This is a genomic window from Nocardioides szechwanensis (assembly GCF_900103935.1).
Lineage (GTDB): Bacteria > Actinomycetota > Actinomycetes > Propionibacteriales > Nocardioidaceae > Nocardioides > Nocardioides szechwanensis.
Genome location: NZ_FNIC01000002.1, coordinates 529,377 through 552,378, shown reverse-complemented (window position 1 = coordinate 552,378; position 23,002 = coordinate 529,377). Strand labels below are relative to the sequence as shown.

The following is a 23,002-nucleotide window of genomic DNA, read 5'->3' as shown; positions in this document are numbered from 1 at the left end:
CCCCGTTCCTCACCGACTCCCCGTTGACCCGCCCGAAACTTTCGGGCGGGTCAACGTGGCCTCCGCTGAGTTTGTGACGGGTCAACGCCACGGGGTGGCTCGGCTGGCCTAGGGTCGCGGCATGGCTCTGCAGACCTCCGCGCAGGCACCGGCGCCGGTCCGTCAGATCGCCACCGCGATCTCGGGCTGGGTCGAACGGCTGGGTGCGGTGTGGGTCGAGGGGCAGGTGGCGCAGGTGAGCCGGCGGCCGGGGGTCGGCACGGTGTTCCTGACGCTGCGCGACTCGGTGGCCGACATCTCGGTGCCGGTGACCTGCTCGCGCGTGCTGTACGACGGTCTCAACCCGCCGCTGGTGGAGGGCGCGAGCGTCGTGATCCACGCCAAGCCGTCCTACTACGCCAACCGGGGCACGCTGTCGCTCTACGCACGCGAGATCCGGATGGTCGGGCTCGGCGAGCTGCTCGCCCGGCTCGAGCAGCGCCGGCAGCTGCTGGCGGCCGAGGGTCTGTTCGCGCTCGAGCTGAAGCGGCGGCTCCCGTTCCTGCCGGGCAAGGTCGGGCTGATCACGGCACCCAACTCGGCGGCCGAGCGCGACGTGCTCGACAACGCCAGGCGCCGGTGGCCGGCGGTGGAGTTCGTGGTGGTGCACGCCGCGATGCAGGGCACCCGCTCCGCGGCCGAGGTGATGGAGGCGCTCGACCGGCTCGACCGGGACGCAGAAGTCGACGTGATCGTGATCGCCCGGGGCGGCGGCGCGGTCGAGGACCTGCTGCCGTTCTCCGACGAGGGGCTGATCCGCGCGGTCGCCAAGGCCCGCACTCCGGTGGTCTCGGCGATCGGCCACGAGCCGGACTCCCCGCTGCTCGACCTGGTCGCCGACGTCCGCGCCTCCACTCCCACCGACGCCGCCAAGCTCGTCGTGCCCGACGTCCACCAGGAGCTCTCCGGCCTGGGTCTCGCCCGCGACCGGATGCGTCGCTCGGTCTCGGGGCTGGTGCACCAGGAGCAGTCGCGGCTCGATGCGCTGCGGTCCCGCCCGTCGCTCGCCGACCCGCGCTCTCTGCTCGACGACCGGGGCGACGAGCTGGCCGCGTTGCGCGACCGCTGCCGTCGTACGGTCCGGCACGCGCTCGACCGCGCCGCCGACGACATCGGCCACCAGCGGGCCCGCGCCCGGGCCCTCTCCCCGTTGGCCACCCTCCAGCGCGGCTACGCCGTCGTCCAGGACGCCGACGGCCACGTGCTCACCTCGGTCGACGGCGTCGCTGCCCGCGCCGCCGTCAGCGTCCGGGTCGCCGACGGCCGCATCCACGCCACCGTCGACAGCGTCGCCCCAGATCCCGTCACCGCCCAGGAAGAGTCCCGATGACCGACGACAAGCCGTCCTACGAGCAGGCCCGCGAAGAGCTGCTCGACGTCGTACGCCGCCTCGAGACCGGGGGGACCACCCTCGAGGAGTCCCTGGCCCTCTGGGAGCGCGGCGAGCAGCTGGCCACCATCTGCCAGGAGTGGCTCGACGGCGCCCGTCAGCGCCTCGACACCGTGCTTGGCGAAGACTCCGCCGAGGACTAGAGCGGGTCGACCGTCAGCGACTCGAGCAGCAGCCGCAGGTCGCCCTCGTCGGCCGAGCCGTAGACCAGCAGGGTGTCGTCGCCGAGCTCGGTCGCGTAGGCAGTGTCGCCGCCCTCGTCGGTGTAGGTCTCCCACGTGGTCGAGATCCGGCTGTCGAACTCCGTGGTCCCCTGCTCGCTGGCTTCCTCGTCGACGTACGTCTCCAGCAGGTCGGCCACCGACTCGTCCTCCTGGCGCACCCCGATGAACGTCTCGTCGTCGGTGAGGATCGAGAGCCCGAACGCCGGGCGGTCACCGGGCACGAACGCGACGTTGGTGGCGATCCAGCCCTCCGGCAGCGTCGGCGGGTAGACGAGCGTCAGGTCGGAGTCCTGCGCGAGCCCGACGGTCTCCAGGTAGTCGACCGGCTCCGGCCGGACCTCGAGGTCCTTGCTGGTCACGGCGCGGAACCCCACGAAGGCCAGGACGGCGACGACGGTGACGACCAGCGAGGCGATCAGGCCGTTGGCCGACCGCGCGTACTTGCCCGGCTTCTCGCTCTCGCTCACGGGCCCATCCTCACAGGTGACGTAGATTGCGCGAGTGCCGACCCTCGCCCACCCGGCGCCTGAAAGAACCGCAGTCACGGCACTGTGGCTGGTCACCTGACCGCACCTGCGGCACACTGGCTGCGTGAACACCTACCGAGTTGCGGAAGCCGCAGAGGTCCTCGGCGTCAGCGACGACACCCTGCGGCGCTGGGTGGAGGCCGGCCGGCTGCGGGCCTCGGTCCTCGACGGCCGCACCGTCGTCGACGGCTCCGACCTGGCGGTGCTGGCCGAGTCGCTCGCCGACTCCCGCGACCCCGACCCGGGCCGTGCGGCGACGGTCAGCGCACGCAACCGGCTCACCGGGATCGTCACCCGCGTCAAGAAGGACACCGTGATGGCCCAGGTCGACCTGATCTGCGGGCCCTACCGGATCGTCTCGCTGATGAGCTGCGAGGCCGCCGACGCGCTCGGGCTGGCGCCGGGGGTCCGCGCCGTCGCCTCGGTCAAGTCCACCAACGTCGTGGTGGAGCGCCCATGACACGCCTGCTCACCCTCGCATTGCTCCTGCCCCTCGCCGCGTGCGGCGCCGGGGACGACGCCGCCTCCAAGATCACGGTGCTGGCGGCCGCCTCGCTGACCGAGTCGTTCACGACCCTGGCCGAGGAGTTCGAGCGGGAGCACGAGGACGTGGAGGTCGAGCTCGCCTTCGACTCTTCTGCCACCCTCGCCGAGCAGGCGGTCGGCGGGGCGCCGGCAGACGTGCTCGCCACCGCCGACACCGCCACCATGGACAGCGCCGCCGACGCCCTGGCCGCCGACCCGGAGATCTTCGCCACCAACACGATGGTGCTCGTGACCCCTGCCGACAACCCGGCCGGCATCACGTCGTACGACGACCTCGCGACAGGCGACGTGACCTACGTCGTCTGCGTCGACACCGCCCCGTGCGGCAAGGTCGCGGCCACGCTCATCGCCGCCACCGGTCTCGCCGCGGAGCCGGCCAGCCTCGAGGTCGACGTCAAGTCCGTGCTGGCGAAGGTGATCAGCGGCGAGGCCGACGCCGGGCTCGTCTATGCCACCGACGCGGTCGCCGCTGGTGCGGCCGTGCAGACCTTCGAGATCCCGGGGGCCGCCGAGGTCGTCACCACCTACCCGATCGCGCCGCTCGACCAGTCCGAGGAGGCCGACCTGGCCCAGGAGTTCGTCGACCTGGTGCTCGCGGAGTCCGGCCAGCAGATCCTCCGGGACGCCGGGTTCGGTACGCCGTGAGCCAGCAGGCCGCACTGGGCCGCCCACCCACACCGCTCGTGGCGCTCGCGGCGGTGGCGGCGACCCTGCTCGTCGTACCGCTCCTCACGCTCGTGGTCGACACCCCCTGGGGCAGCTTCTTCTCGCTGCTCGGCAGCGAGGCGGTGCTCGACGCGCTCCGGATCACGGCGCTGACCTCGCTGCTCACGGTGGTCGGCTGCCTTGTCCTCGGCACGCCGCTGGCCTGGCTCCTGGCCCGCGTCGACTTCCCCGGCCGGTCACTCCTGCGCGCGGCGGTGACCGTGCCGCTGGTGCTGCCGCCGGTCGTCGCGGGCGTGGCGCTCGTGACCGCCCTGGGCCGCAACGGCGTGGTCGGCGGCCCGCTGCACGATGCCTTCGGCGTGACGCTGCCCTACACCACGACCGCCGTCGTGATCGCCCACACCTTCGTCTCGATGCCGTTCTACGTGCTGAGCGTCGAGGGCGCGCTGCGCTCCTCCGGAGAGCGGTACGACGTCGTCGCGGCGACGCTGGGTGCCACGCGGTGGGAGACCCTGCGCCGGGTCACGCTGCCCCTGGCGATGCCCGGGATCCTCGCCGGGTCGGCGCTGGCCTGGGCCCGCTCGCTCGGGGAGTTCGGTGCGACGATCACGTTCGCGGGCAACTACCCCGGCACGACCCAGACGATGCCGTCGCTGATCTACACGACCCTCCAGGGCGACCCCGAGGTCGCCCGCACGCTGAGCATGATCCTGCTGGTCGCGTCGGTGGCGATCCTCGCGGCCCTGCGCAACCGATGGCTGACGACACCGTGACCGGCCTCCACGCGACCGTCGCCGTGCCCGGCCGGCTCGATGCCGCCGTCACCGCCGAGCCCGGCGCCGTCGTCGCCGTGATCGGGCCCAACGGCGCCGGCAAGACCACGCTGCTGCGGGCCGTCGCCGGGCTGGTCGAGATGCAGGGCGAGATCACGGTCGACGGCGAGAGCTGGACCACGCCGCGACGCCTGGTCCGCGAGCGCCGGCTGGGCTACGTCTTCCAGGACCAGTCGCTGTTTCCCCACCTGAGCGCCCTCGGCAACGTCGCCTTCGGCCTCCGGGCACGCCGTACGCCGCGGCGCGAGGCGGAGGCCGCGGCGCACGGCTGGCTCGAGCGGTTCGGCATCGACGACCTGGCCGACCGCCGGCCCGGCGAGCTGTCCGGCGGCCAGGCGCAGCGCGTCGCCATCGCCCGGGCCCTCGCGCCCGACCCGGCGCTGCTGCTGCTCGACGAGCCCTTCGCCGGCCTCGACGTCGGCGTCGCCACCTCGCTGCGTCTCGAGCTCGCCCGCCACCTGCGCGACTTCGCCGGCGTCACGCTCCTCGTCACCCACGACGCCCTCGACGCCCTCACTCTCGCCGACCAGGTGCTCGTGCTCGACGGCGGCACCGTCGCCCAGGCCGGCACCCCCCGGGAGGTCGCCGCCCGTCCGCGCACCGACCACGTGGCCAGGCTGGTCGGGCTCAACGTCATCCGCGACGGCGACACCTACCGCTCCTTCAGCCCGCGCGCGGTCACGGTGTCCCTCAACCGACCCGAGGGCTCGGCCCGGCACCAGTGGGCCGGGCCGGTCGTGAGCGCAGTCCCCCACGGCGACGCCGTACGCCTGCTGGTCGCCGCCGACCCGGACCTGCTGGCCGACGTCACCCCCGCCGCCGCCGCGGAGCTCGGACTGGCCCCGGGGCAGCAGGTCTGGCTGTCGGTCAAGGAGACCGCCGTCGAGGCGTACGCCGTGAGCTGACCGGCACCGTTAACATGCGCCCTATGGAACGCCTTGACGTCGCCCCCCAGTCTCCCGACCGCAACCTGGCCCTGGAGCTGGTCCGGGTGACCGAGGCCGCCGCGATGGCTGCTGGCCGCTGGGTCGGACGGGGCGACAAGAACGGCGCCGACGCGGTCGCGGTCAACGCGATGCGGGTGCTGCTGGCCACCATCGGCATGAACGGCACCGTCGTCATCGGCGAGGGCGAGAAGGACGAGGCCCCGATGCTGTTCAACGGCGAGCAGGTCGGCGACGGCACCGGCCCTGACTGCGACGTGGCCGTCGACCCGATCGACGGCACCACACTGACCGCCAAGGGCATGACCAACGCGGTCTCCGTGCTCGCCGTCTCGCCCCGCGGCTCGATGTACGACCCCTCGGCGGTCTTCTACATGGAGAAGCTGGTGACCGGCCCCGAGGCCGCCGACGTCGTCGACATCCGCTACCCCGTCGCGGAGAACATCCACCAGGTCGCGAAGGCCAAGGGCTCTCGCCCCTCCGACATCACCGTCGTCCTGCTCGACCGGCCGCGCCACTCCCAGCTGGTCGAGGAGATCCGGGCGACCGGCGCGATGATCAAGTTCATCTCCGACGGCGACGTGGCCGGCGCGATCATGGCCGCGCGCCCCGAGACCGGCATCGACCTCCTGCTGGGAGTCGGCGGCACTCCCGAGGGGATCATCACCGCCTGCGCGATGAAGTGCCTCGGCGGCACCATCCAGGGCCGCCTGTGGCCCCAGGGCGACGAGGAACGGCAGAAGGCCACCGACGCGGGCCACAACCTCGACCCCGACTTCGTGCTCGGCACCGACGACCTGGTCACCGGCGACGACTGCTTCTTCGTGGCCACCGGCATCACCGACGGTGAGCTGATGCGCGGGGTCCGTTACCGGGCCGGGGGCGCCACCACGCACTCGCTGGTGATGCGCTCGCGCAGCGGCACGATCCGGTCGATCACCTCCGAGCACAAGCTCCAGAAGCTACGCGCTTACTCCTCGGTCGACTTCGAGCACTGAGGTCTGCGCCGTCCGGCGCAGCGACCCGACCACGTGGTCGATGACCCGCGGGTCGAGGGCCATCCCGATGTGGGAGGCCGTCACCTCGATCGCGTGCGCCGTCGGTCCGACGCAGGCCCGCCAGTCGACGATGCCGTCGCGCTTGGAGAAGATCGACGTGAACGACACGTCGTGGGGCATCGGCTCCTGGCTCTCCTCGAAGCTCTGCCGCGCACACCCGCCGGCGACGCACTCCTCCGACATCAGGCCGGGGATGCCGGCCCGGCTCAGCCGGATCAGGACGTCGACCCCGGCGGTCAGCGCGCGGTGGTGCGCGCCGGGCGCGAGCATCGGGCTGCCCAGGGTGACGATGCCCGACACCAGGTCGGGTCGTCGTACGGCGATCCCGCGGGCGAGCATGCCGCCGAGGCTGTGCCCGACGATCTGCACCCGGGAGCCGCGGCGGATCGCGATCGACTCGAGCCGCGCCTCCAGCTGGGCGGCGGCGTTGAGCGTGCAGCCGACGTTGGCGCGGATGTGGGAGCGGTAGGTGCGGTAGCCCTGCGCACGCAGCGACCGGGACATGAACGTCAGCGACGAGTCGCCGGCCATGAAGCCCGGCACCAGCAGGACCGGGTCGGCCTCGCGGGTGGTCTGGCGTCCGGTGTAGGGGGCACTGCGTCGTTCGCGCCGCTGGCCGACCGAGTGGAGGGCGTAGCGGCCGGCCTCCGCGACCAGGCTGCCCTCCCGCAGGACGGCGGCCACGGCAGGCCTCGCGAAGCCCTCCGGAAGGAGGAACGAGGCCAAGGTCGAGGTGCTCACCGCGATGACGTTACGCCGAAGTAACACCAACTCGGCGCCAATTCGACCCATTTGAAGACCGCTCTTGTTCTGTGCGGTTGACTCTGGGTATGCCAACGCCTGCCTCACGCCGCGCCGCTCCCGAACCGGAGGTGACCGTCTCCGGTGAGCTGTTCGCCCCTGTGAACAAGGGGATCGAGCTCTGCTACCAGACCTTCGGCGACCCCGACGACGACCCGCTGCTGCTCGTCATGGGACTCGGGGGCCCGATGACCTGGTGGGACGAGGACCTCTGTCGGCTGTTGGCGCGCAAGGGCTTTTTCGTCATCCGCTACGACAACCGCGACACCGGCCGCTCGAGCCGGGTCGGCGTCCGGGTCGGCCGTACGGCGCTCCTGCGCGCCGTCGCCGCCGGCACCCGGGCACGGCCGCCGTACACGCTGGACGACATGTCCGAGGACGCCTTCGGCCTGCTCGACCACCTCGGCCTCGAGTCGGCCCACGTCGTCGGCGTGTCGATGGGCGGGATGATCGTGCAGACGATGGCGATCCTCCAACCGCGGCGCATCCGCAGCCTGACCAGCATCATGTCCAGCACCGGCAAGCGCACCGTGGGCTGGCAGCACCCCAACCTCACCCCGACCCTGCTCGCACCGCGGGGACGGGGCCGGGAGGCCTACATCAAGTCGAGCGCCACCATGTGGCGGTTGATCGGCTCCCCCGGCTTCCCGCTGGACCACGAGACGATCACGACCCGCGCCGGGGAGACCTTCGACCGGGGCGTGAGCGCGTCCGGCGTCGTGCGCCAGATGATGGCGATCGTCACCCAGCCCAACCGGTCCGCACGGCTCAAGAGCCTGAAGGTCCCGGCACTGGTGATCCACGGCCTGGCGGACAGGATGGTGCACGTCTCCGGGGGCCGCGCCACCGCCGCGGCGATCCCGGGAGCCGAGCTGCTGCTCATCGACGGCATGGGCCACGACATGCCCCGGCCGCTCTACGAGACCATCGCGAGCGGCATCCGGCGTACCGCCGACCGGGCCTGACCGAGCGCCTTGACCAACCTCCTGAGCATTCTCTGAGCAGGATCGCCTCACCCCTGCGGGCAGTGGACAAACGCGGCGATCAGGACTAGACCATGTGACCACAGCCACATGATTTCGGGGAGGGGCCGCATGACGCACGCATCCGCACCACCGAGGGGTCGCGGAGGGGGCGGACGTCGTCGGCGCCGCGGTCTCGCCGTCGCGGCCTCGCTCGCCCTGGCCAGCGGCCTGCTGGCGGCCTGTTCCTCCGGCGACGACAGCGGTGTGCCCGAGCTCGTCTGGTACACCAACCCGGACGCCGGCGGACAGGCAGCGGTCGCGGCCAACTGCACCGAGGCCAGCGACGGCGCCTACAAGATCTCGGTCCAGGTGCTCCCGCAGGACGCCAACCAGCAGCGGATCCAGCTGATCCGGCGGCTCGCGGCCGAGGACACCGGCATCGACATCATGAGCATCGACCCGCCGTTCACGGCCGAGTTCGCCAACGCCGGCTACCTCGCCGAGATCCCGCAGGACCTTCAGGACAAGTTCCGCGAGCAGTCCTTCGACGGTGCGGCCGAGGCCGCCACCTGGGAGGACCAGCTGGTCGTCGCACCGTTCTGGTCGAACACGCAGGTGCTCTGGTACCGCAAGTCCTTCGCAGAGAAGGCCGGCCTGGACATGAGCCAGGCGGTCACCTGGGACCAGATCATCGACGCCGCCGACAAGGGCGGCGGCACCGTGGCGGTCCAGGCCAACAAGTACGAGGGCTACGTCGTGTGGATCAACGCCCTCATCGCCGGAGCCGGCGGCGACATCGTCAGCGAGACCGAGAAGGGCGTCGACCTCTCGATCGACATCGACGACGAGGCCGGCAAGGCCGCGGCCGCGGTGATCGAGAAGCTCGCGAGCTCCAAGGCCGCACCGTCCGACCTGTCGATCGCCCAGGAGGGCCAGGCCGGTGCCACCTTCGGCTCCGACGTCGGTGCGTTCCTCACCAACTGGACCTACATCTGGACCAACTACGACGCGGCCCAGCCGGAGGTCAAGGAAGACCTCGGGTTCGCCCGCTACCCGCAGACGGTGGAGGGCGAGGAGTCGCACCCGCCGTACGGCGGCATCGGCGTCGGCGTCAGTGCCTTCTCCGAGCACACCGAGGAGGCGATGCAGGCCATCGAGTGCATCACCAACGCGGAGAACCAGGGCGTCAACGCCGAGCTGACCGGCAACATGCCGGCCAGCGAGGGCGGTTACGAGTACCCCGCCCTGGCCGAGATCTACCCGCAGGAGCTGCTCGACCTGTTCCAGGAGTCCCTGGACGCCGCCACCCCGCGCAGCGTCACCCCCTACTGGAGTGACATCTCCGGTGCCATCCAGGGGACCTGGCACCCCGCCTCGGGCGTCGACTCCGACACCCCGGCGGACTCCAAGTCCTTCATCGACGACATCCTCCAGCAAAGGAGCCTGCTGTGAGCACCTCCGTCGCACCAGCGGCGGCGCAGGAGCCGCGCCGGCCGGGCAAGTTGGGCAAGGCGCCCGCCACCGCGCGCTCCGTGTCGGAGAACCGCCTCGGTCTCAGGTTGGTGGCCCCGGCCGTCATCCTGATGCTGCTGGTCACCGCGTGGCCGATGATCCAGGCGCTCTACCTCTCGATGTTCCGCTACCGGCTGACCGCTCCGGACGACAAGGAGTTCGTGGGCATCGGCAACTACACCACGATCCTCGGCGACTCCCTGTTCTGGCAGGACACGTTCAACACCGTGCTGATCATGGTGATCACCGTGGCCGTCGAGCTCGTGATCGGCTTCGCGTTCGCGATGGTGATGCACCGCATCATCTTCGCCCGCGGCCTGATGCGGACCTCGATCCTGATCCCCTACGGCATCATCACCGTGGTCTCGGCGTTCGCCTGGCAGTTCACGTTCAGCATCAACAACGGCTGGGTCAACAGCTGGTTCGAGTGGCTGCCGTGGATCGGCCCCGACACCAACTGGTTCGGCGACCACTGGCCGGCGATGTTCGCGATCATGGTCTCCGAGATCTGGAAGACCACGCCGTTCATGTCGCTGCTCCTGCTGGCCGGGCTCTCCCAGGTCTCCGAGGACATGCTCGAGGCCGCGAAGGTCGACGGCGCCACCTGGTGGCAGCGGCTGTTCAAGGTGATCCTGCCCAACATGCGGGCCGCGATCATGGTCGCCGTGCTCTTCCGGGCACTCGACGCCTTCCGCATCTTCGACAACATCTTCGTGATGACACGAGGAGCACAAGACACGGAGTCCTCGTCGTTCCTGACCTATCGGCAGGTGATCGAGCAGCTACAGCTCGGGTTGGGCTCGGCTCTCTCGGTGCTGTTGTTCCTGTCCGTGCTGCTGCTGGCGTGGTTGATCGTGAAGCTGTTCCGGGTCGACCTGGCCCAGGCGAGGGGTGAAGGCTGATGAAGAAGAACAACCTCGGCACCGGAGCGGGCTTCGTGCTCATCCTCGTGTGGTGCCTGCTGCCCGTGGCCTGGATCATCTCGCTGTCGTTCAAGTCCCCGGAGGAGACCGCGGCCGGAAGCCCACAGTTCCTGCCGAAGGACGCGACGCTCCAGAACTACCGCGACATCCTGGACAACCCCGACTTCCTCGACGCGCTGCGCAACTCCTTCGGGATCGCGCTGATCGCGACGTTCCTGTCGGTCGTGTTCGCGACGCTGGCGGCCTACGCCATCGCTCGGCTGGAGTTCCGCGGCAAGCGCGCCGTGCTGTCCCTGGCCCTGGCGATCGCGATGTTCCCCGTGGTCGCCCTGGTCGGGCCGCTGTTCGACATGTGGCGCACGTTCGGGCTGTTCAACACCTGGCCCGGCCTGATCATCCCCTACATGTCCTTCACGCTGCCCCTGGCGATCTGGACCCTCGCAGCGTTCTTCCGGGAGATCCCGTGGGAGCTGGAGCAGGCGGCCCAGGTCGACGGTGCCACGTCGTGGCAGGCCTTCCGCAAGGTGATCGTCCCGCTCGCGGCACCCGGTGTCTTCACCGCCGCGATCCTGACGTTCTTCTTCGCCTGGAACGAGTTCGTGCTGGCCATCTCGTTGACCTCGACGACGGGGTCGCGCACGGTGCCTGCTCAGCTGTCGTACTTCGTCGGGCCGGACCCGTTCAACCCGCCGTACGGGCAGCTGGCGACGGCCTCGGTCGTCGTCACGGTCCCGATCATCATCATCGTCCTGATTTTCCAGCGCAAGATCGTCGCCGGCCTGACCTCCGGCGCAGTGAAGGGTTGATCTCATGGCTGCCATCGACATGAAGAACATCGTCAAGAAGTACGGCGACGGGTTCCCGGCGGTGAACGACGTCTCCATCGACGTGCAGGACGGGGAGTTCATGATCCTGGTCGGCCCGTCCGGCTGCGGGAAGTCCACGCTGCTGCGGATGATCGTGGGCCTCGAGGACATCACCTCCGGCGACATGGTCATCGGGGACCGGAAGGTCAACGACCTGGCACCCAAGGACCGCAACCTCGCCATGGTGTTCCAGAACTACGCGCTCTACCCGCACCTCACCGTCTACGAGAACATCGCGTTCCCGCTTCGGCTCGCCAAGACCGACGACAAGACGGTCGACGAGAAGGTGCGCGCCGCCTCGAAGACGCTCGAGCTCGACGAGCACCTCGACCGCAAGCCGGCCAACCTGTCGGGTGGCCAGCGCCAGCGGGTGGCCATGGGTCGGGCCATCGTGCGTGACGCCGACGCGTTCCTCTTCGACGAGCCGCTGTCCAACCTGGACGCCAAGCTGCGTGGGCAGATGCGCAGCGAGATCGCGCGGCTGCAGAAGAAGCTGGGCATCACCACGGTCTACGTCACCCACGACCAGACCGAGGCGATGACGCTGGGCGACCGCGTGGCGGTGCTCAAGCGGGGCATCCTCCAGCAGCTCGCGACCCCGCGGGAGCTCTACGACAACCCGGGCAACCTGTTCGTGGCCGGGTTCATCGGCTCCCCGCCGATGAACTTCCTGCCCGCGAAGGTCGAGGGCACGTCCGTCGAGCTGCCGTTCGGCAAGGTCGAGATCTCCGCCGAGAAGGCGGAGCGGGCGGCCGGCCGCGGCCTCCTGATCGCCGGCATCCGGCCCGAGTCGTTCGAGGACGCCTCCGTGGTCGACGCCTCCCGGAAGGGTTCGACGTTCCGCGCGAAGATCGACGTGGTCGAGTGGCTCGGCAACACCGCCTACGCCTACATCCCGTTCGAGGCGCCGCCGGAGGTGCTCGAGCAGCTCCAGCAGCTCGAGCGCGACCTCGACGGCGAGACCCTGCGCACCCAGCTCGTGGTCTCGCTCGACGGGTCCAGCCGGGTCGCCGAGGGCGACGACGCCGAGATCTGGGTCGACACCTCGAAGATGCACCTGTTCGACCCCGCCACCGGTGAGAACCTCACCATCGACACCGCCAACGCCGGTCGGGTGCCGGCGCTGGAGCAGGGCCACGACCCGGCCCAGGAGATGGCGGCCGAGAGCCGCGTCGCGGACGAGCAGACGGCAGCAGCCGAGGGCAGCTGACAGCAGCAGAACCTATGCCCGGTCCAGCCGCTTCCCGCGGCCTGGGCCGGGCATCTGCTTGCGCTCCACCGACACGCCGCCCCACACTGCGACGCCCTTGATCCGCACCGTCGGTGACGACTCGTCGAGGACGGCGTCGACCAGCCCGGACGGGCCGGAGTAGCCGCCCATGACGCCGATCCCCTCGACCACGACGTGCGTGTGCGGGCCGACGATGATCGAGGCACCGCCCATGAACGCGTTGACGGTGATCACGACCTCGCGCGCGGCGAACGTCGCCTGGCGCAGGTCGAGGTTGGCGCCGCCCATCAGGCACAGGATCGTGAGGTGCTCGGGCACCGTCCAGACACCCGAGCGGTCGACGCCGCTGAGGATCGCGAACCGGCGCTGGGTGCGGGTGTCGACGGGCGCCGTCGCCGGTGCCGGTGCCGGGGACGCCACCGGGTCACGATGGGCGGGCAGGTCGTGGGTGATCGGCACCAGGTCGCCGTACGTCCTGGCGGCGTAGGTCGCCTCGAGCCGCTGGTCGAGCTCGGTGAGGTCGATCCGACCGTCACCGGCCGCCTCGCGCAGGATCTCGGCCACCCGGTGGCGCTCGGCGTCGGAGATCCGCAGCCGGCTCCGGTCGGGCCGGCGCTCCAGCTCTCCGTCCATGAGCACGACTGTAAAGCCTGTCCCCCACTAGCCTGGCCGGGTGAGAGCCCTCACCGCCCTCGCAGTCTGCGCCGCCCTGGCCGCGGCGTCGTGCACCACGGCCTATGACGAGCCGCCAGGCCCCGAGACGGTCGAGCTTGCCTGGGCGTACGTCGACCTGCCGCAGCCGCCCGGGCCCGCCGGACGGGTCGCCGTGCGCGAGGCGGTCTCCTGCGCCGACACGTGGTGGCTGGTGGGCGGGGTGCTCGGTGCGGACGGCGAAGGCTTTCCGGCCGGGTGGCGCAGCGACGACGGAGGTGTCACCTGGACCTCCGTGCGGTTCGCCGCGCGCGAGTACTGGGCCGAGCGGGCACTGCTGGCGTCGGTGGCCTGCCACGGCGACCGGGTCGTGATGGTCGGCGCCAAGTCCGGTGGTGCGCACGGCAACCCCCGGGTCTCCACCTGGCGCCAGCGGGCCGACGGCGTGTTCGTCGACGTGAGCGCCCCGTTCCCGCTCTACGGCGGGCCTTCGGCCGTCAGCGTCGGGCGGGTAGAGGGCGGCCCGTCCGGCTGGCTGATCTCCGGCAACCGGACCGCGGGCGCCGCGGTGTGGGTCGCCGCCAACGACCACGACTTCGTGCTGGTCGACGACGACCCGGCCCTGGTCCGTGACGAGGAGGTCGACACCCTGGCCATCGACCACGTCCACGACGGCACCGGGTGGACGGTGGTCGGCAGCGGACAGGTGGACGACGGGGGCCAGGTGGTCCCGATGGCGTGGTCCTCCGTCAACGGCATGACCTGGGAGCGGCAGGAGGTCCCGGCCGACGAGGGCTTCGGTGACCTCGAGCGGGTCGCCGCCACCGACGACGGGGTGCTGGCGCTCGGCCTGCGGGGTGACGCGTTCGGTGCCTGGCGCCGGACCGACGGCACCTGGCGGCTGGGCGAGGAGTTCGGCGCCGTGGACCCCGACGGCTACGCCTTCCGTGGGGCCTCCGGGCTGGCGACCGACGGCGACGACGCGATCGCCGCGGTGAGCGACGGGTCGTCGTACGGGCTCTGGGCGAAGCTCGGACCAGCCGCCTGGGCGCCTGTGGACGTGCCGGTCGCTCCGGACGCCGGTGGCGGGCAGGTGCTGACGGTGGCAGGTGCGGACGGCACGGTGCTGCTGCTCGCCGACGACGGCCAGACGGGTCGCCTCTGGCGCGCGGAGTGGCCGGAATAGGCTGCGCTCGTGAGCACCGAGCCCGAGTTCCACTACTCCGACCTCCTCCCGATCGGTCACGACGAGACGCCCTACCGGCTGGTCACGACCGAGGGCGTCTCCACGTTCGAGGCTGACGGGCAGACGTTCCTGCGGGTCGCCCCCGAGGCGATCCAGCGACTGACCGCCGAGGCGATGCACGACATCTCGCACTACCTGCGACCCGCGCACCTCGCCCAGCTGCGGCGGATCATCGACGACCCCGAGGCGTCCGGCAACGACCGGTTCGTCGCGCTCGACCTGCTCAAGAACGTCAACATCTCCGCCGGCGGCGTGCTGCCGATGTGCCAGGACACCGGCACCGCGATCGTCATGGGCAAGAAGTCCGAGGGCGTCCTCACCGGCGCCGACGACGGCGAGGCGATCAGCCGCGGTGTCTACGACGCGTACACGCAGCTCAACCTGCGCTACTCCCAGCTCGCGCCGCTGACCACCTGGGAGGAGAAGAACACCGGCACCAACCTGCCCGCGCAGATCGAGCTCTACTCGACGCCCGACAAGCCCGGGCCAGATGGGATCTCTCGGGCGGAGTACAAGTTCCTGTTCATGGCCAAGGGCGGCGGCTCGGCCAACAAGTCGTTCCTCTTCCAGGAGACCAAGGCCGTCCTGAACCCCAAGCGGATGCTGGAGTTCCTCGACGAGAAGATCCGCTCCCTCGGCACGGCCGCCTGTCCGCCGTACCACCTGGCGGTGGTCATCGGCGGCACGTCGGCGGAGTTCGCGCTGAAGACCGCGAAGTACGCCTCGGCGCACTACCTCGACAACCTGCCGACGGCGGGGTCGATGAGCGCGCACGGCTTCCGCGACCTCGAGCTCGAGGAGGAGGTCTTCAAGCTCACGCAGTCGTTCGGGATCGGGGCGCAGTTCGGCGGCAAGTACTTCTGTCACGACGTCCGGGTGGTGCGGCTGCCCCGCCACGGCGCCTCGTGCCCGGTGGCGATCGCCGTCTCCTGCTCGGCCGACCGCCAGGCGCTGGGCAAGATCACCGCCGAGGGTGTCTTCCTCGAGCAGCTCGAGACCGACCCCGCCCACTACATGCCCGACGCCGGCGTGGCCGACGACATCTCCGGGGGCGCCGTCGTACCGATCGACCTCAACCAGCCGATGGCCGACATCCTGGCCGAGCTGCGCAAGCATCCCGTCAAGACCCGCCTGTCTCTGACCGGCCCGCTGGTCGTGGCGCGCGACATCGCGCACGCCAAGATCAAGGAGCGCCTCGACGCCGGCGAGGAGATGCCGTCGTACCTCCGCGACCACCCCGTCTACTACGCCGGACCGGCCAAGACGCCGTACGGCATGGCATCGGGCTCGTTCGGCCCCACCACCGCCGGGCGCATGGACTCCTACGTGGAGCAGTTCCAGGCCGCGGGCGGCTCGCTGGTGATGCTCGCCAAGGGCAACCGGTCCAAGCAGGTCACCGAGGCCTGTCACGCCCACGGTGGCTTCTACCTCGGCTCGATCGGCGGCCCGGCCGCCCGGCTGGCCCAGGACTGCATCCGCTCGGTCTCGGTGCTGGAGTACGAGGAGCTCGGGATGGAGGCGGTCTGGAAGATCGAGGTCGAGGACTTCCCCGCCTTCATCGTGGTCGACGACCAGGGCAACGACTTCTTCACCGACCCCTCCGGGACCGTCACCGTCCCGATCAGTGGTATCCGGGTCCGCTCCGTTCAATGACATGTTGACCCGCCCGAAAGTTTCGGGCGGGTCAACGTGATTTCAGGCGGTGAGGGTGCGGAGGGTGTCGACGAGCGGGGTGGTGGGGCGGCCGAGGAGACGCGAAAGCGTGCCGTCGGTGTGGTCGAGGACGCCGTCGCGGATGTTGCCCTCCAGCGCCGCGACGAAGCCCGCCGTACCGGCGTCAAGGCCGATCTGCGTGAGCTGGGCGACGCGCTCCTCGGGAGTCAGCTGCTCCAGGACCACCTCGCGACCGAGCACCTCGGCCAGGGTCGCGGCCAGGGTCGGGAAGTCCCAGGCGACGTCGCCGGCGAGCTCGTAGACCTGGCCGATGTGCCCCTCCGTCGTGAGTACGACGGCAGCGACGTCGGCGAAGTCGGCGCGCGACGCGCTGGGCACGCGACCGCCCCCTGCGCTGGTCACGAGAACGCCGTGCTCACGGGCGACCTCGAGGTCCTGGGCGTAGTTCTCGGTGTACCAGTTGTTGCGCAGGATCGTGGCGGGCAGCCCGGACGCAGCGATGTGCTCCTCGGTGGCCTTGTGCTCGGGGGCCAGCACCAGCTCGCTGGTCGTGGCCTGCGGGGCGCTCGTGTAGACGAGCTGCTGCACGCCGGCGGCCGCGGCGGCCTCGATGACGTTGCCGTGCTGCGCGATGCGCTGGCCGACCTCGGAGCCGGAGATCAGCAGCACCTTCTCGACACCGGCGAGGGCTGCTCTGGCCGAGTCGGCGTCGGCGTAGTCCAGCGCGACGACGTCGACGCCGCGCTCGGCGTACTCCGACAGCGTCTCGGGCCGGCGGGCGGCCGCGCGGAGCGTGGCGGGCGCGACGCCGCGGTCGAGCAGCGAGTCGAGGACGAGGCGGCCGAGGTGGCCGGAGGCGGCGGTGACGAGGATGGTCATGAGGGGTCCTTCGCGGTCGTGCGGATGGGTGTCACCAGCCCGAACCCCTACATCTGACCGATACTTCCCGATCCGCCGTACCCACCTTTAGGTAAGGTACCTACATGACAGTTAGTCTCTCCTCGCTCCGTGGTGACGGCGACGCCTTCACGGACGGCTGCCCGACCCGCGTCGTGCTCGACCACGTGACCAGCAAGTGGGGCGTGCTGGTGCTCGCGGCCCTCGCCGACGGCACCCTGCGCTGGAGCGAGCTGCGCCGAGCCGTCGACGGCATCAGCGAGAAGATGCTCGCCTCGACCCTCAAGACGCTCGAGCGAGACGGGATCGTGGAGCGCGTGGCACACCCGGTCATCCCGCCGCACGTCGACTACAGCCTGACCGACCGCGGTCGCGACCTGATGGAGGCGATGTCACCCCTCCTGCTGTGGGTGGCCGCCAACGCCGATGACATCGTCCCGTCGGGATAGTCCCTCACAGGAGAGACCATAAGAGTCCTCTTATTCGCTCTCCTGTTGGGGACTATCCCGCCAACCAGGTCATTCGGCGGCCGCGAGGACTGCGTCGAGCGCGTCGTCCACCCGCTGGATCTCGTCGTCCGAGCCGGTGACGGCGCTGCCCTGGATGAGTACCGAGCTGAAGCGGCCGTCGCCACAGGTCTGCGCGGTGACGGCCTCGGGCGACTCCGTGGAGGGGATGACGTTGACGGTGCGGGTCTGGCCGGGCGCCAGGCCCTGGATCTCGAGGAACAGCCCGAAGAGCTCGCAGCCCTCGACGTCGTCGACCTCCTCCGAGGCGATGAGGTCGCGGGCCTCCTCGAGCTTGGCGGCGGTCGCGGGGTCGTCGGCCAGATCGCTCCGCTCGGCCTCGTCGAGCACGGGGTCGAGGTTGGCGACCCACTCCGCCACCGGCACGTCGATCACCTGCACCCCGATGCCCTCGGGCGAACCCCAGCGGCAGGTGGGCAGCCCGGCGGCGTCGCCCGGCTCGGGATCGCCGAGGTCCTCGCCGGCAAGGGCGACGACCTCGTCGCTAGAGAGCAGTGCGCAGGTGTCCTCCGCCTCCGGGCTCGCCTCGGGCTCGGAGCCGCCGACCGCACAGGCGGACACGGCCGCGACCAGCAGGGCGGCGGTCAGGGTCGTCGTGAGACGCATGCAATGCTCCGAGCGTGGATGGAACCCCGATCCTGCCTCGTCCGTTAGCCGGGTAGAAGCCCCCCACCTCAGGAGCGACCCATGCAGTGCCCCACCGACGGAACCACGCTGACGATGAGCGAGCGCAGCGGCATCGAGATCGACTACTGCCCGACCTGTCGCGGCGTCTGGCTCGACCGTGGGGAGCTGGACAAGATCATCGACCGCTCGCTCGCCCAGCAGGCTCCCCCACCTCCGGCCCAACCTCCGGCCCAACCTCCGGCCCAGCCGGCCGCTCCGCAGCAGTCGCGCGAGCGCGGCTACGAGCGCTACGAGGAGCCGCGCCAGGGCTACCCGCAGCAGGGCCAGTACAAGAAGAAGCGCAAGGAGAGCTGGCTCAGCGAGATCTTCGACTGACCTTCTCGGGCGCCCCCGCACCCAGGGCGCGGCCCCACTTGGCAGGATGGGCCCATGGAGTACGTCGAGCTCGCGCGCGCCGAGTCCGAGCGCGGTGAGCTCGTGCTGCGCGAGCGGCGTCCCCACGACGGGCCGACCGCGGTCGAGCTGCGCGCCAACGGCGTCTTCGTCATGGACACCCTCGAGGTCAGCACCGAGCGCGCGCTGGCCTCCGCGGCCCTCGCGCTCGTCGAACACCCGGCCGCCGTCGTGGTCGGCGGTCTCGGCCTGGGCTTCACGATGCACGAGGTGCTCTCCGACCACCGGGTCGAGCACTGCGCGGTCGTCGAGATCGAGGAGGCACTGGTCGGCTGGATGCGCGACGGCACCATCCACCACGGCCCCGCCCTGCTCGCCGACGCCCGGGTACGCATCGTGGTCGCCGACGTGGCGATCGCGCTGACCGAGGCCCACCCGGCGTCGTACGACCTGATCCTGCTGGACGTCGACAACGGCCCCGGCTACCTCGTCCACCAAGGCAACGCGGCGCTCTACGAGAAACCCCTGCTGTCCGCGGCCCGGCAGGTGCTGCGTCCCGGCGGCGCTCTGGCGGTGTGGTCGGCCGACGAGTCGCCCGACCTGGCCGCCGCCCTCGAGAGCGTCTTCGGCAACGTCGAGGTGACGCCGCTCGACGTCGAGCTCCAGGGCCACGACGAGCGCTACTGGCTGTTCGCGGCCCGGATGGACTGACACATGACCCGACCACACGGCGGGCGGCGCTACGTCGCCCTCGGCAGCTCCATGGCGGCCGGGCCCGGCATCACGCCCCGGGCCTCGGGCAGCCCCCGCGCTGCGATGCGGTCGGCCAGCAACTACCCCCACCTGCTGGCCGCCGACCTGACCCTCGACCTCGTCGACGTCTCCCACTCGGGAGCCACGACGGCCAACGTGCTCACCGATCCGCAGCTGGGCACGCCCCCGCAGGTGGAGGCTCTCGACGGCACCGAGGACCTGGTCACGATCACCATCGGCGGCAACGACATCGGCTACGTGCCCGGGCTCTTCGTCGCCACGCTCCCGGGCGTCGTCCGGGCGCTGCCGGTCATCGGCGCTCGGCTGCGCGACGCGCTCGACCGCGACGCGCGCGAGGAGGCCCTGGTGCGGGTCGCCGACTCGCTGCGCGCGGTCGGAACGACGCTGCGCCGGCGGTCACCGCACGCGCGCATCCTGTTCGTGGAGTACCTCACCCTGATGCCACCCCCGGGCGAACCCGCCTGGCCGCTGAAGGCGAAGCACGTCGACCTGGCCCGGCACCTGGCCGACCGGCTCGTGGAGATCACCTCGGAGGCCGCGGCCGAGACCGGCTGCGAGGTCGTGCCGGTCGCCGAGGCGAGCCGCGAGCACCACGCCTGGTCCGGGGCCCCCTGGACCGTCGGCGCGGCGCTGCCGCTCCCCGGCCGGCCGCTCGCCTACCACCCCAACGCCGCCGGCATGCGCGCCGTGGCCACGAAGATCCGGCAACACCTCGCGGGTTAGCGTGGACCTATGACCGACGAGTTCCGCACCGAGCACGACTCCATGGGCGAGGTACTCGTCCCCCGTGACGCCCTCTGGCGGGCGCAGACCCAACGCGCGGTCGAGAACTTCCCGATCAGCGGCACCCCCCTGGAGCGCCGGATGATCGAGGCGCTGGCCCTGGTGAAGGGTGCCGCCGCCCGGGCCAACCGCGACCTCGGGATCCTCCCCGAGGAGCAGGCGACCGCGATCGCCGACGCCGCCGCCGAGGTCGCCGCGGGCACCCACGACGCGCACTTCCCGATCGACGTCTTCCAGACCGGGTCCGGCACCAGCTCCAACATGAACACCAACGAGGTGATCGCCTCACTTGCCACCAACGCCGGCATCGAGCTGCACCCCAACGACCACGTCAACGCCAGCCAGTCCAGCAACGACACCTTCCCGACCGCCATCCACGTGGCCGTCACCCGCGCCGTCGTCGGCGACCTGCTGCCCGCGATCGACGTCCTCGGGTCCAGCTTCGAGGCCAAGGCCGAGGAGTTCGGCGGCCTCGTGAAGTCCGGTCGCACGCACCTGATGGACGCGACGCCGGTGATGCTCGGCCAGGAGATGGGTGGCTACGCCGCGACCGTGCGCTACGCCGCCGAGCGGCTCGAGTCGGTGCTCCCCCGGGTGCGCGAGCTGCCCCTCGGCGGTACGGCGGTCGGCACCGGCATCAACACCCCGCCGGGTTTCGCGCAGGCCGCCATCGGCGCCCTCAACGTGCTGACCGGCGAGGCGTTCACCGAGGCGCGCAACCACTTCGAGGCTCAGGGCACCCGCGACTCGCTGGTCGAGCTCAGCGGCGTCCTGCGCACGCTCGCGGTCGGCCTCACCAAGATCTGCAACGACCTGCGCTGGATGTCGTCCGGCCCCACCACCGGCCTCGCGGAGATCCACCTGCCCGACCTGCAGCCCGGGTCGAGCATCATGCCCGGCAAGGTCAACCCGGTGCTGCCCGAGGCGACGCTGATGGTCTGCGCGCAGGTGATCGGCAACGACACCGCGGTCACGGTCGCGGGCGCCAGCGGCAGCTTCGAGCTCAACGTCGCCATGCCGGTGATCGCACGCAACCTGCTCGAGTCGGTCCGGATCCTCTCGACGTCGATGACCCTGCTCGCCGAGCGCTGCGTCGACGGCATCACCGCCGACGCCGAGCGGATGCGCCGCTACGCCGCCTCGTCGCCGTCGGTGGTCACCCCGCTCAACAAGTACGTCGGCTACGAGAACGCCGCCAAGATCGCCAAGAAGGCGCTGGCCGAGGGATCGACGATCCGCGAGACCGTGCTCGCGATGGGCTACGTCGAACGCGGCGACCTCACCGAGCAACAGCTCGACGAGGCACTCGACCTCGAGAGCATGACCCACCCATGAGCGCCACCACACCGCTGACGGTCGTCATCACCGGTGCCAGCGACGGCATCGGGCTCGAGTCGGCGCGCCAGCTCGCGGCACTCGGGCACCGCGTCGTCATGGTCGGCCGCAACCCCGACAAGACCCGCGCCGCGGCCGCCTCCGTCGCCGCCGAGCACCCCGACGCGGTGGTCGAGACGGCGCTGGCCGACTTCGCGTCACAGGCCTCGGTCCGCGCGCTCGCTGCCGAGCTGCTCGAGCGCTGCGAGCGGATCGACGTACTCGTCAACAACGCCGGCACCGTCTTCGAGAAGCGCACCGTCACCGACGACGGCATCGAGGCGACGTTCGCGGTCAACCACCTCGGCGGCTTCCTGCTCACCGAGCTGCTGCTCGACCGGATCCTGGCCAGCGCGCCCGCGCGGATCGTGCTGACCAGCTCGACCGGTCACTACCAGGGCACGATGGACTTCGACGACCTCGGCTTCGAGAGCGGCTACGGCATCATGCGCGCCTACGGCCGCTCCAAGCTGGCCAACGTGCTCCACACCCGCGAGCTCGCCCGTCGCCTCCACGGCACCGGCGTGACCGTCAACTGCCTCCACCCCGGCACCGTCGCGACCAGCATCTGGGGCGGAGCGCCCTGGTGGGCCAGGCCCGTGCTCGCGCTGGCCAAGCGGATCGTGATGGTCTCGCCCAGCGAGGGCGGCCGACGGATCACCTACCTCGCCGTCGGGCCGGAGGTCGAGGGGCTCACCGGTGGCTACTACGACGACGACCGCCTCAAGGAGCCGTCCGAGCTCGCCCAGGACGACGCGACCGGGATCCGGTTGCGCGACGTGAGCCTCGGCCTCGTGGGGCTCCCCGAATGAGCGCCCTCAACGAGCCGGCCCGGGTCCGCGAGCAGTACGCCACGGAGGACAACCTCCAGACCCGGCTTTCCGTGTGGCACCCGACGATCGACGGGCGTGACCCCGCCACCGTCGCCCTCGACGAGATCCGCGACCTGCGACCGGGTCGGGTGCTGGAGGTCGGCTGCGGCACCGGTGCGTTCGCCGCGCGGCTGCTCGACACCCTGCCCGGCGTCGACCTGGTGGCGATCGACCAGTCCGAGCGGTTCGTCGAGCTGACGGCGACGCGCGGGGTGTCAGCGCGGCTCGCCGACGTACAGGCGCTGCCGTTCGAGGACGACTCCTTCGACCTCGTGGCCGCGATGTGGATGCTCTACCACGTGCCCGACCTGCACCGGGGACTCACGGAGATCCGTCGGGTGCTGCGCCCGGGCGGCACGTTCGTCGCCGCCACCAACGGCGACGAGCACGTCGGCGAGCTGCGCCGGGCGGTCGGGCGGCCGCCGGCCGTCACCCAGTTCAGCAGCCAGAACGGCGAGGCCGTGCTGCGCTCCCACTTCACCGACGTACACCGTGAAGACCTCGTCCCGCGCGCGATCTTCCCCGACCACGCCGCCGCCGTGGCCTACCTCGCCTCCTCCGACGAGCCCGACGAGCGCGAGCTCCCGTGGTTCGACGGCCCCCGCGAGTACGCCGGTCAGGTCACCGTCTTCGTCGCCCGCTGAGGCGTCGACCCGCCC

General features: G+C 71.1%; 26 protein-coding genes. 21 read left to right on the top strand and 5 right to left on the bottom strand.

Going from position 1 to position 23,002, the window contains the following annotated elements; translation table 11 throughout:
* Nucleotides 1–121 precede the first annotated feature (121 nt).
* Together xseA and BLR90_RS07865 are read left to right on the top strand one after the other, a co-directional pair.
* Complete coding sequence (xseA, locus tag BLR90_RS07870) at nucleotides 122–1,369, top strand: exodeoxyribonuclease VII large subunit (RefSeq protein WP_091024219.1); 1,248 nt, start codon at nucleotides 122–124, stop codon at nucleotides 1,367–1,369.
* Complete coding sequence (locus tag BLR90_RS07865) at nucleotides 1,366–1,572, top strand: exodeoxyribonuclease VII small subunit (RefSeq protein ID WP_091024217.1); 207 nt, start codon at nucleotides 1,366–1,368, stop codon at nucleotides 1,570–1,572. Before xseA ends, BLR90_RS07865 begins: the two co-directional genes overlap by 4 nt.
* Here the strand turns inward: BLR90_RS07865 and BLR90_RS07860 are convergent.
* Nucleotides 1,569–2,120 carry a DUF4245 family protein gene (locus BLR90_RS07860; protein WP_170254339.1) on the bottom strand — a complete coding sequence of 184 codons (552 nt, stop codon included), beginning with the start codon at nucleotides 2,118–2,120 and terminating at the stop codon, nucleotides 1,569–1,571. The two genes, BLR90_RS07865 and BLR90_RS07860, sit on opposite strands and share 4 nt — an antisense overlap.
* A gap of 124 nt (nucleotides 2,121–2,244) precedes the next feature.
* Between BLR90_RS07860 and BLR90_RS07855 the strand changes: the two genes are divergently transcribed.
* The 5 genes from BLR90_RS07855 to glpX are packed head-to-tail and all read left to right on the top strand — an operon-like array spanning nucleotide 2,245 to nucleotide 6,167.
* The gene (locus BLR90_RS07855; protein ID WP_091024213.1) at nucleotides 2,245–2,640 is read left to right on the top strand and encodes a TOBE domain-containing protein; all 396 of its coding nucleotides are present in this window, start codon (nucleotides 2,245–2,247) and stop codon (nucleotides 2,638–2,640) included.
* Nucleotides 2,637–3,371 (top strand): molybdate ABC transporter substrate-binding protein, encoded by a 735-nt coding sequence (gene modA / locus BLR90_RS21235; protein ID WP_218029426.1) that lies wholly within the window; start codon nucleotides 2,637–2,639, stop codon nucleotides 3,369–3,371. Before BLR90_RS07855 ends, modA begins: the two co-directional genes overlap by 4 nt.
* Nucleotides 3,368–4,165: an ABC transporter permease gene (locus tag BLR90_RS07850; protein WP_245715206.1), complete on the top strand. Its 798-nt coding sequence runs from the start codon at nucleotides 3,368–3,370 to the stop codon at nucleotides 4,163–4,165. Before modA ends, BLR90_RS07850 begins: the two co-directional genes overlap by 4 nt.
* Nucleotides 4,147–5,130 carry a sulfate/molybdate ABC transporter ATP-binding protein gene (locus BLR90_RS07845; RefSeq protein ID WP_091024209.1) on the top strand — a complete coding sequence of 328 codons (984 nt, stop codon included), beginning with the start codon at nucleotides 4,147–4,149 and terminating at the stop codon, nucleotides 5,128–5,130. Before BLR90_RS07850 ends, BLR90_RS07845 begins: the two co-directional genes overlap by 19 nt.
* A gap of 23 nt (nucleotides 5,131–5,153) precedes the next feature.
* On the top strand, nucleotides 5,154–6,167 hold the full coding sequence (glpX, locus tag BLR90_RS07840; RefSeq protein ID WP_174812377.1) for a class II fructose-bisphosphatase: 1,014 nt from the start codon (nucleotides 5,154–5,156) through the stop codon (nucleotides 6,165–6,167).
* Here the strand turns inward: glpX and BLR90_RS07835 are convergent.
* Nucleotides 6,132–6,968 (bottom strand): lipase family alpha/beta hydrolase, encoded by an 837-nt coding sequence (locus BLR90_RS07835; protein ID WP_091024206.1) that lies wholly within the window; start codon nucleotides 6,966–6,968, stop codon nucleotides 6,132–6,134. The genes glpX and BLR90_RS07835 overlap by 36 nt on opposite strands.
* An 89-nt stretch (nucleotides 6,969–7,057) precedes the next feature.
* Between BLR90_RS07835 and BLR90_RS07830 the strand changes: the two genes are divergently transcribed.
* The 5 genes from BLR90_RS07830 (at nucleotide 7,058) to BLR90_RS07810 (ending at nucleotide 12,504) form a co-directional block, all read left to right on the top strand.
* The gene (locus BLR90_RS07830) at nucleotides 7,058–7,993 is read left to right on the top strand and encodes an alpha/beta fold hydrolase (RefSeq protein WP_170254340.1); all 936 of its coding nucleotides are present in this window, start codon (nucleotides 7,058–7,060) and stop codon (nucleotides 7,991–7,993) included.
* A gap of 129 nt (nucleotides 7,994–8,122) precedes the next feature.
* Nucleotides 8,123–9,445 (top strand): extracellular solute-binding protein, encoded by a 1,323-nt coding sequence (locus BLR90_RS07825; RefSeq protein ID WP_170254341.1) that lies wholly within the window; start codon nucleotides 8,123–8,125, stop codon nucleotides 9,443–9,445.
* The gene (locus tag BLR90_RS07820) at nucleotides 9,442–10,407 is read left to right on the top strand and encodes a carbohydrate ABC transporter permease (RefSeq protein WP_091024200.1); all 966 of its coding nucleotides are present in this window, start codon (nucleotides 9,442–9,444) and stop codon (nucleotides 10,405–10,407) included. Before BLR90_RS07825 ends, BLR90_RS07820 begins: the two co-directional genes overlap by 4 nt.
* Nucleotides 10,407–11,234 carry a carbohydrate ABC transporter permease gene (locus tag BLR90_RS07815; RefSeq protein ID WP_091024198.1) on the top strand — a complete coding sequence of 276 codons (828 nt, stop codon included), beginning with the start codon at nucleotides 10,407–10,409 and terminating at the stop codon, nucleotides 11,232–11,234. The genes BLR90_RS07820 and BLR90_RS07815 overlap by 1 nt, the downstream gene beginning before the upstream one ends.
* A 4-nt stretch (nucleotides 11,235–11,238) precedes the next feature.
* Entirely contained in the window at nucleotides 11,239–12,504 is a 1,266-nt protein-coding gene (locus tag BLR90_RS07810; RefSeq protein ID WP_091024196.1) for an ABC transporter ATP-binding protein, read from the top strand.
* A 12-nt stretch (nucleotides 12,505–12,516) separates the two neighbouring features.
* Here BLR90_RS07810 and BLR90_RS07805 read toward each other — a convergent pair whose 3' ends face one another.
* The gene (locus BLR90_RS07805; protein WP_091024194.1) at nucleotides 12,517–13,158 is read right to left on the bottom strand and encodes a DUF1707 SHOCT-like domain-containing protein; all 642 of its coding nucleotides are present in this window, start codon (nucleotides 13,156–13,158) and stop codon (nucleotides 12,517–12,519) included.
* Between the two features lie 40 nt (nucleotides 13,159–13,198).
* Here BLR90_RS07805 and BLR90_RS07800 point away from each other — a divergent pair, with 40 nt between their 5' ends.
* Together BLR90_RS07800 and BLR90_RS07795 are read left to right on the top strand one after the other, a co-directional pair.
* Complete coding sequence (locus tag BLR90_RS07800) at nucleotides 13,199–14,362, top strand: hypothetical protein (RefSeq protein ID WP_091024192.1); 1,164 nt, start codon at nucleotides 13,199–13,201, stop codon at nucleotides 14,360–14,362.
* A 9-nt stretch (nucleotides 14,363–14,371) separates the two neighbouring features.
* Nucleotides 14,372–16,075 (top strand): fumarate hydratase, encoded by a 1,704-nt coding sequence (locus BLR90_RS07795; protein WP_091024189.1) that lies wholly within the window; start codon nucleotides 14,372–14,374, stop codon nucleotides 16,073–16,075.
* A gap of 42 nt (nucleotides 16,076–16,117) precedes the next feature.
* Here BLR90_RS07795 and BLR90_RS07790 read toward each other — a convergent pair whose 3' ends face one another.
* A complete protein-coding gene (locus BLR90_RS07790) occupies nucleotides 16,118–16,975 on the bottom strand; it encodes an SDR family oxidoreductase (protein WP_091024187.1) in 858 nt (285 codons plus the stop codon).
* 104 nt (nucleotides 16,976–17,079) lie between these two features.
* Between BLR90_RS07790 and BLR90_RS07785 the strand changes: the two genes are divergently transcribed.
* The gene (locus BLR90_RS07785) at nucleotides 17,080–17,442 is read left to right on the top strand and encodes a winged helix-turn-helix transcriptional regulator (protein ID WP_091024185.1); all 363 of its coding nucleotides are present in this window, start codon (nucleotides 17,080–17,082) and stop codon (nucleotides 17,440–17,442) included.
* Nucleotides 17,443–17,511: 69 nt separating this feature from the next.
* On the opposite strand, the gene BLR90_RS20955 is transcribed toward BLR90_RS07785, so the two are convergent.
* Nucleotides 17,512–18,126 (bottom strand): hypothetical protein, encoded by a 615-nt coding sequence (locus BLR90_RS20955; protein WP_170254342.1) that lies wholly within the window; start codon nucleotides 18,124–18,126, stop codon nucleotides 17,512–17,514.
* An 81-nt stretch (nucleotides 18,127–18,207) separates the two neighbouring features.
* Between BLR90_RS20955 and BLR90_RS07775 the strand changes: the two genes are divergently transcribed.
* The 6 genes from BLR90_RS07775 to BLR90_RS07750 are packed head-to-tail and all read left to right on the top strand — an operon-like array spanning nucleotide 18,208 to nucleotide 22,987.
* Nucleotides 18,208–18,522 (top strand): TFIIB-type zinc ribbon-containing protein, encoded by a 315-nt coding sequence (locus BLR90_RS07775; protein ID WP_091024183.1) that lies wholly within the window; start codon nucleotides 18,208–18,210, stop codon nucleotides 18,520–18,522.
* A gap of 54 nt (nucleotides 18,523–18,576) precedes the next feature.
* Entirely contained in the window at nucleotides 18,577–19,251 is a 675-nt protein-coding gene (locus BLR90_RS07770) for a spermidine synthase (protein ID WP_091024181.1), read from the top strand.
* A 3-nt stretch (nucleotides 19,252–19,254) separates the two neighbouring features.
* Nucleotides 19,255–20,037 (top strand): SGNH/GDSL hydrolase family protein, encoded by a 783-nt coding sequence (locus BLR90_RS07765; RefSeq protein WP_091024179.1) that lies wholly within the window; start codon nucleotides 19,255–19,257, stop codon nucleotides 20,035–20,037.
* A gap of 9 nt (nucleotides 20,038–20,046) precedes the next feature.
* Complete coding sequence (locus tag BLR90_RS07760) at nucleotides 20,047–21,432, top strand: class II fumarate hydratase (RefSeq protein ID WP_091024177.1); 1,386 nt, start codon at nucleotides 20,047–20,049, stop codon at nucleotides 21,430–21,432.
* Nucleotides 21,429–22,283: an SDR family oxidoreductase gene (locus BLR90_RS07755; protein WP_091024175.1), complete on the top strand. Its 855-nt coding sequence runs from the start codon at nucleotides 21,429–21,431 to the stop codon at nucleotides 22,281–22,283. Before BLR90_RS07760 ends, BLR90_RS07755 begins: the two co-directional genes overlap by 4 nt.
* Nucleotides 22,280–22,987, top strand: a complete 708-nt coding sequence (locus BLR90_RS07750) for a class I SAM-dependent methyltransferase (RefSeq protein WP_091024173.1) — start codon at nucleotides 22,280–22,282, stop codon at nucleotides 22,985–22,987. The genes BLR90_RS07755 and BLR90_RS07750 overlap by 4 nt, the downstream gene beginning before the upstream one ends.
* The last annotated feature ends 15 nt before the right edge of the window (nucleotides 22,988–23,002 follow it).

Excerpts from the sequence above, each read along its gene's own strand:
- BLR90_RS07815 (WP_091024198.1), top strand. The coding sequence starts at position 10,407 with ATGAAGAAGAACAACCTCGGCACCGGAGCGGGCTTCGTGCTCATCCTC.
- BLR90_RS07825 (WP_170254341.1), top strand. The coding sequence starts at position 8,123 with ATGACGCACGCATCCGCACCACCGAGGGGTCGCGGAGGGGGCGGACGT.
- BLR90_RS07750 (WP_091024173.1), top strand. The coding sequence starts at position 22,280 with ATGAGCGCCCTCAACGAGCCGGCCCGGGTCCGCGAGCAGTACGCCACG.
- modA (WP_218029426.1), top strand. The coding sequence starts at position 2,637 with ATGACACGCCTGCTCACCCTCGCATTGCTCCTGCCCCTCGCCGCGTGC.
- BLR90_RS07805 (WP_091024194.1), bottom strand. The coding sequence starts at position 13,158 with ATGGACGGAGAGCTGGAGCGCCGGCCCGACCGGAGCCGGCTGCGGATC.
- BLR90_RS07790 (WP_091024187.1), bottom strand. The coding sequence starts at position 16,975 with ATGACCATCCTCGTCACCGCCGCCTCCGGCCACCTCGGCCGCCTCGTC.
- BLR90_RS20955 (WP_170254342.1), bottom strand. The coding sequence starts at position 18,126 with ATGCGTCTCACGACGACCCTGACCGCCGCCCTGCTGGTCGCGGCCGTG.
- BLR90_RS07755 (WP_091024175.1), top strand. The coding sequence starts at position 21,429 with ATGAGCGCCACCACACCGCTGACGGTCGTCATCACCGGTGCCAGCGAC.
- BLR90_RS07810 (WP_091024196.1), top strand. The coding sequence starts at position 11,239 with ATGGCTGCCATCGACATGAAGAACATCGTCAAGAAGTACGGCGACGGG.
- glpX (WP_174812377.1), top strand. The coding sequence starts at position 5,154 with ATGGAACGCCTTGACGTCGCCCCCCAGTCTCCCGACCGCAACCTGGCC.
- BLR90_RS07760 (WP_091024177.1), top strand. The coding sequence starts at position 20,047 with ATGACCGACGAGTTCCGCACCGAGCACGACTCCATGGGCGAGGTACTC.
- BLR90_RS07765 (WP_091024179.1), top strand. The coding sequence starts at position 19,255 with ATGACCCGACCACACGGCGGGCGGCGCTACGTCGCCCTCGGCAGCTCC.
- xseA (WP_091024219.1), top strand. The coding sequence starts at position 122 with ATGGCTCTGCAGACCTCCGCGCAGGCACCGGCGCCGGTCCGTCAGATC.
- BLR90_RS07785 (WP_091024185.1), top strand. The coding sequence starts at position 17,080 with ATGACAGTTAGTCTCTCCTCGCTCCGTGGTGACGGCGACGCCTTCACG.
- BLR90_RS07775 (WP_091024183.1), top strand. The coding sequence starts at position 18,208 with ATGCAGTGCCCCACCGACGGAACCACGCTGACGATGAGCGAGCGCAGC.
- BLR90_RS07845 (WP_091024209.1), top strand. The coding sequence starts at position 4,147 with ATGGCTGACGACACCGTGACCGGCCTCCACGCGACCGTCGCCGTGCCC.
- BLR90_RS07865 (WP_091024217.1), top strand. The coding sequence starts at position 1,366 with ATGACCGACGACAAGCCGTCCTACGAGCAGGCCCGCGAAGAGCTGCTC.
- BLR90_RS07830 (WP_170254340.1), top strand. The coding sequence starts at position 7,058 with ATGCCAACGCCTGCCTCACGCCGCGCCGCTCCCGAACCGGAGGTGACC.
- BLR90_RS07770 (WP_091024181.1), top strand. The coding sequence starts at position 18,577 with ATGGAGTACGTCGAGCTCGCGCGCGCCGAGTCCGAGCGCGGTGAGCTC.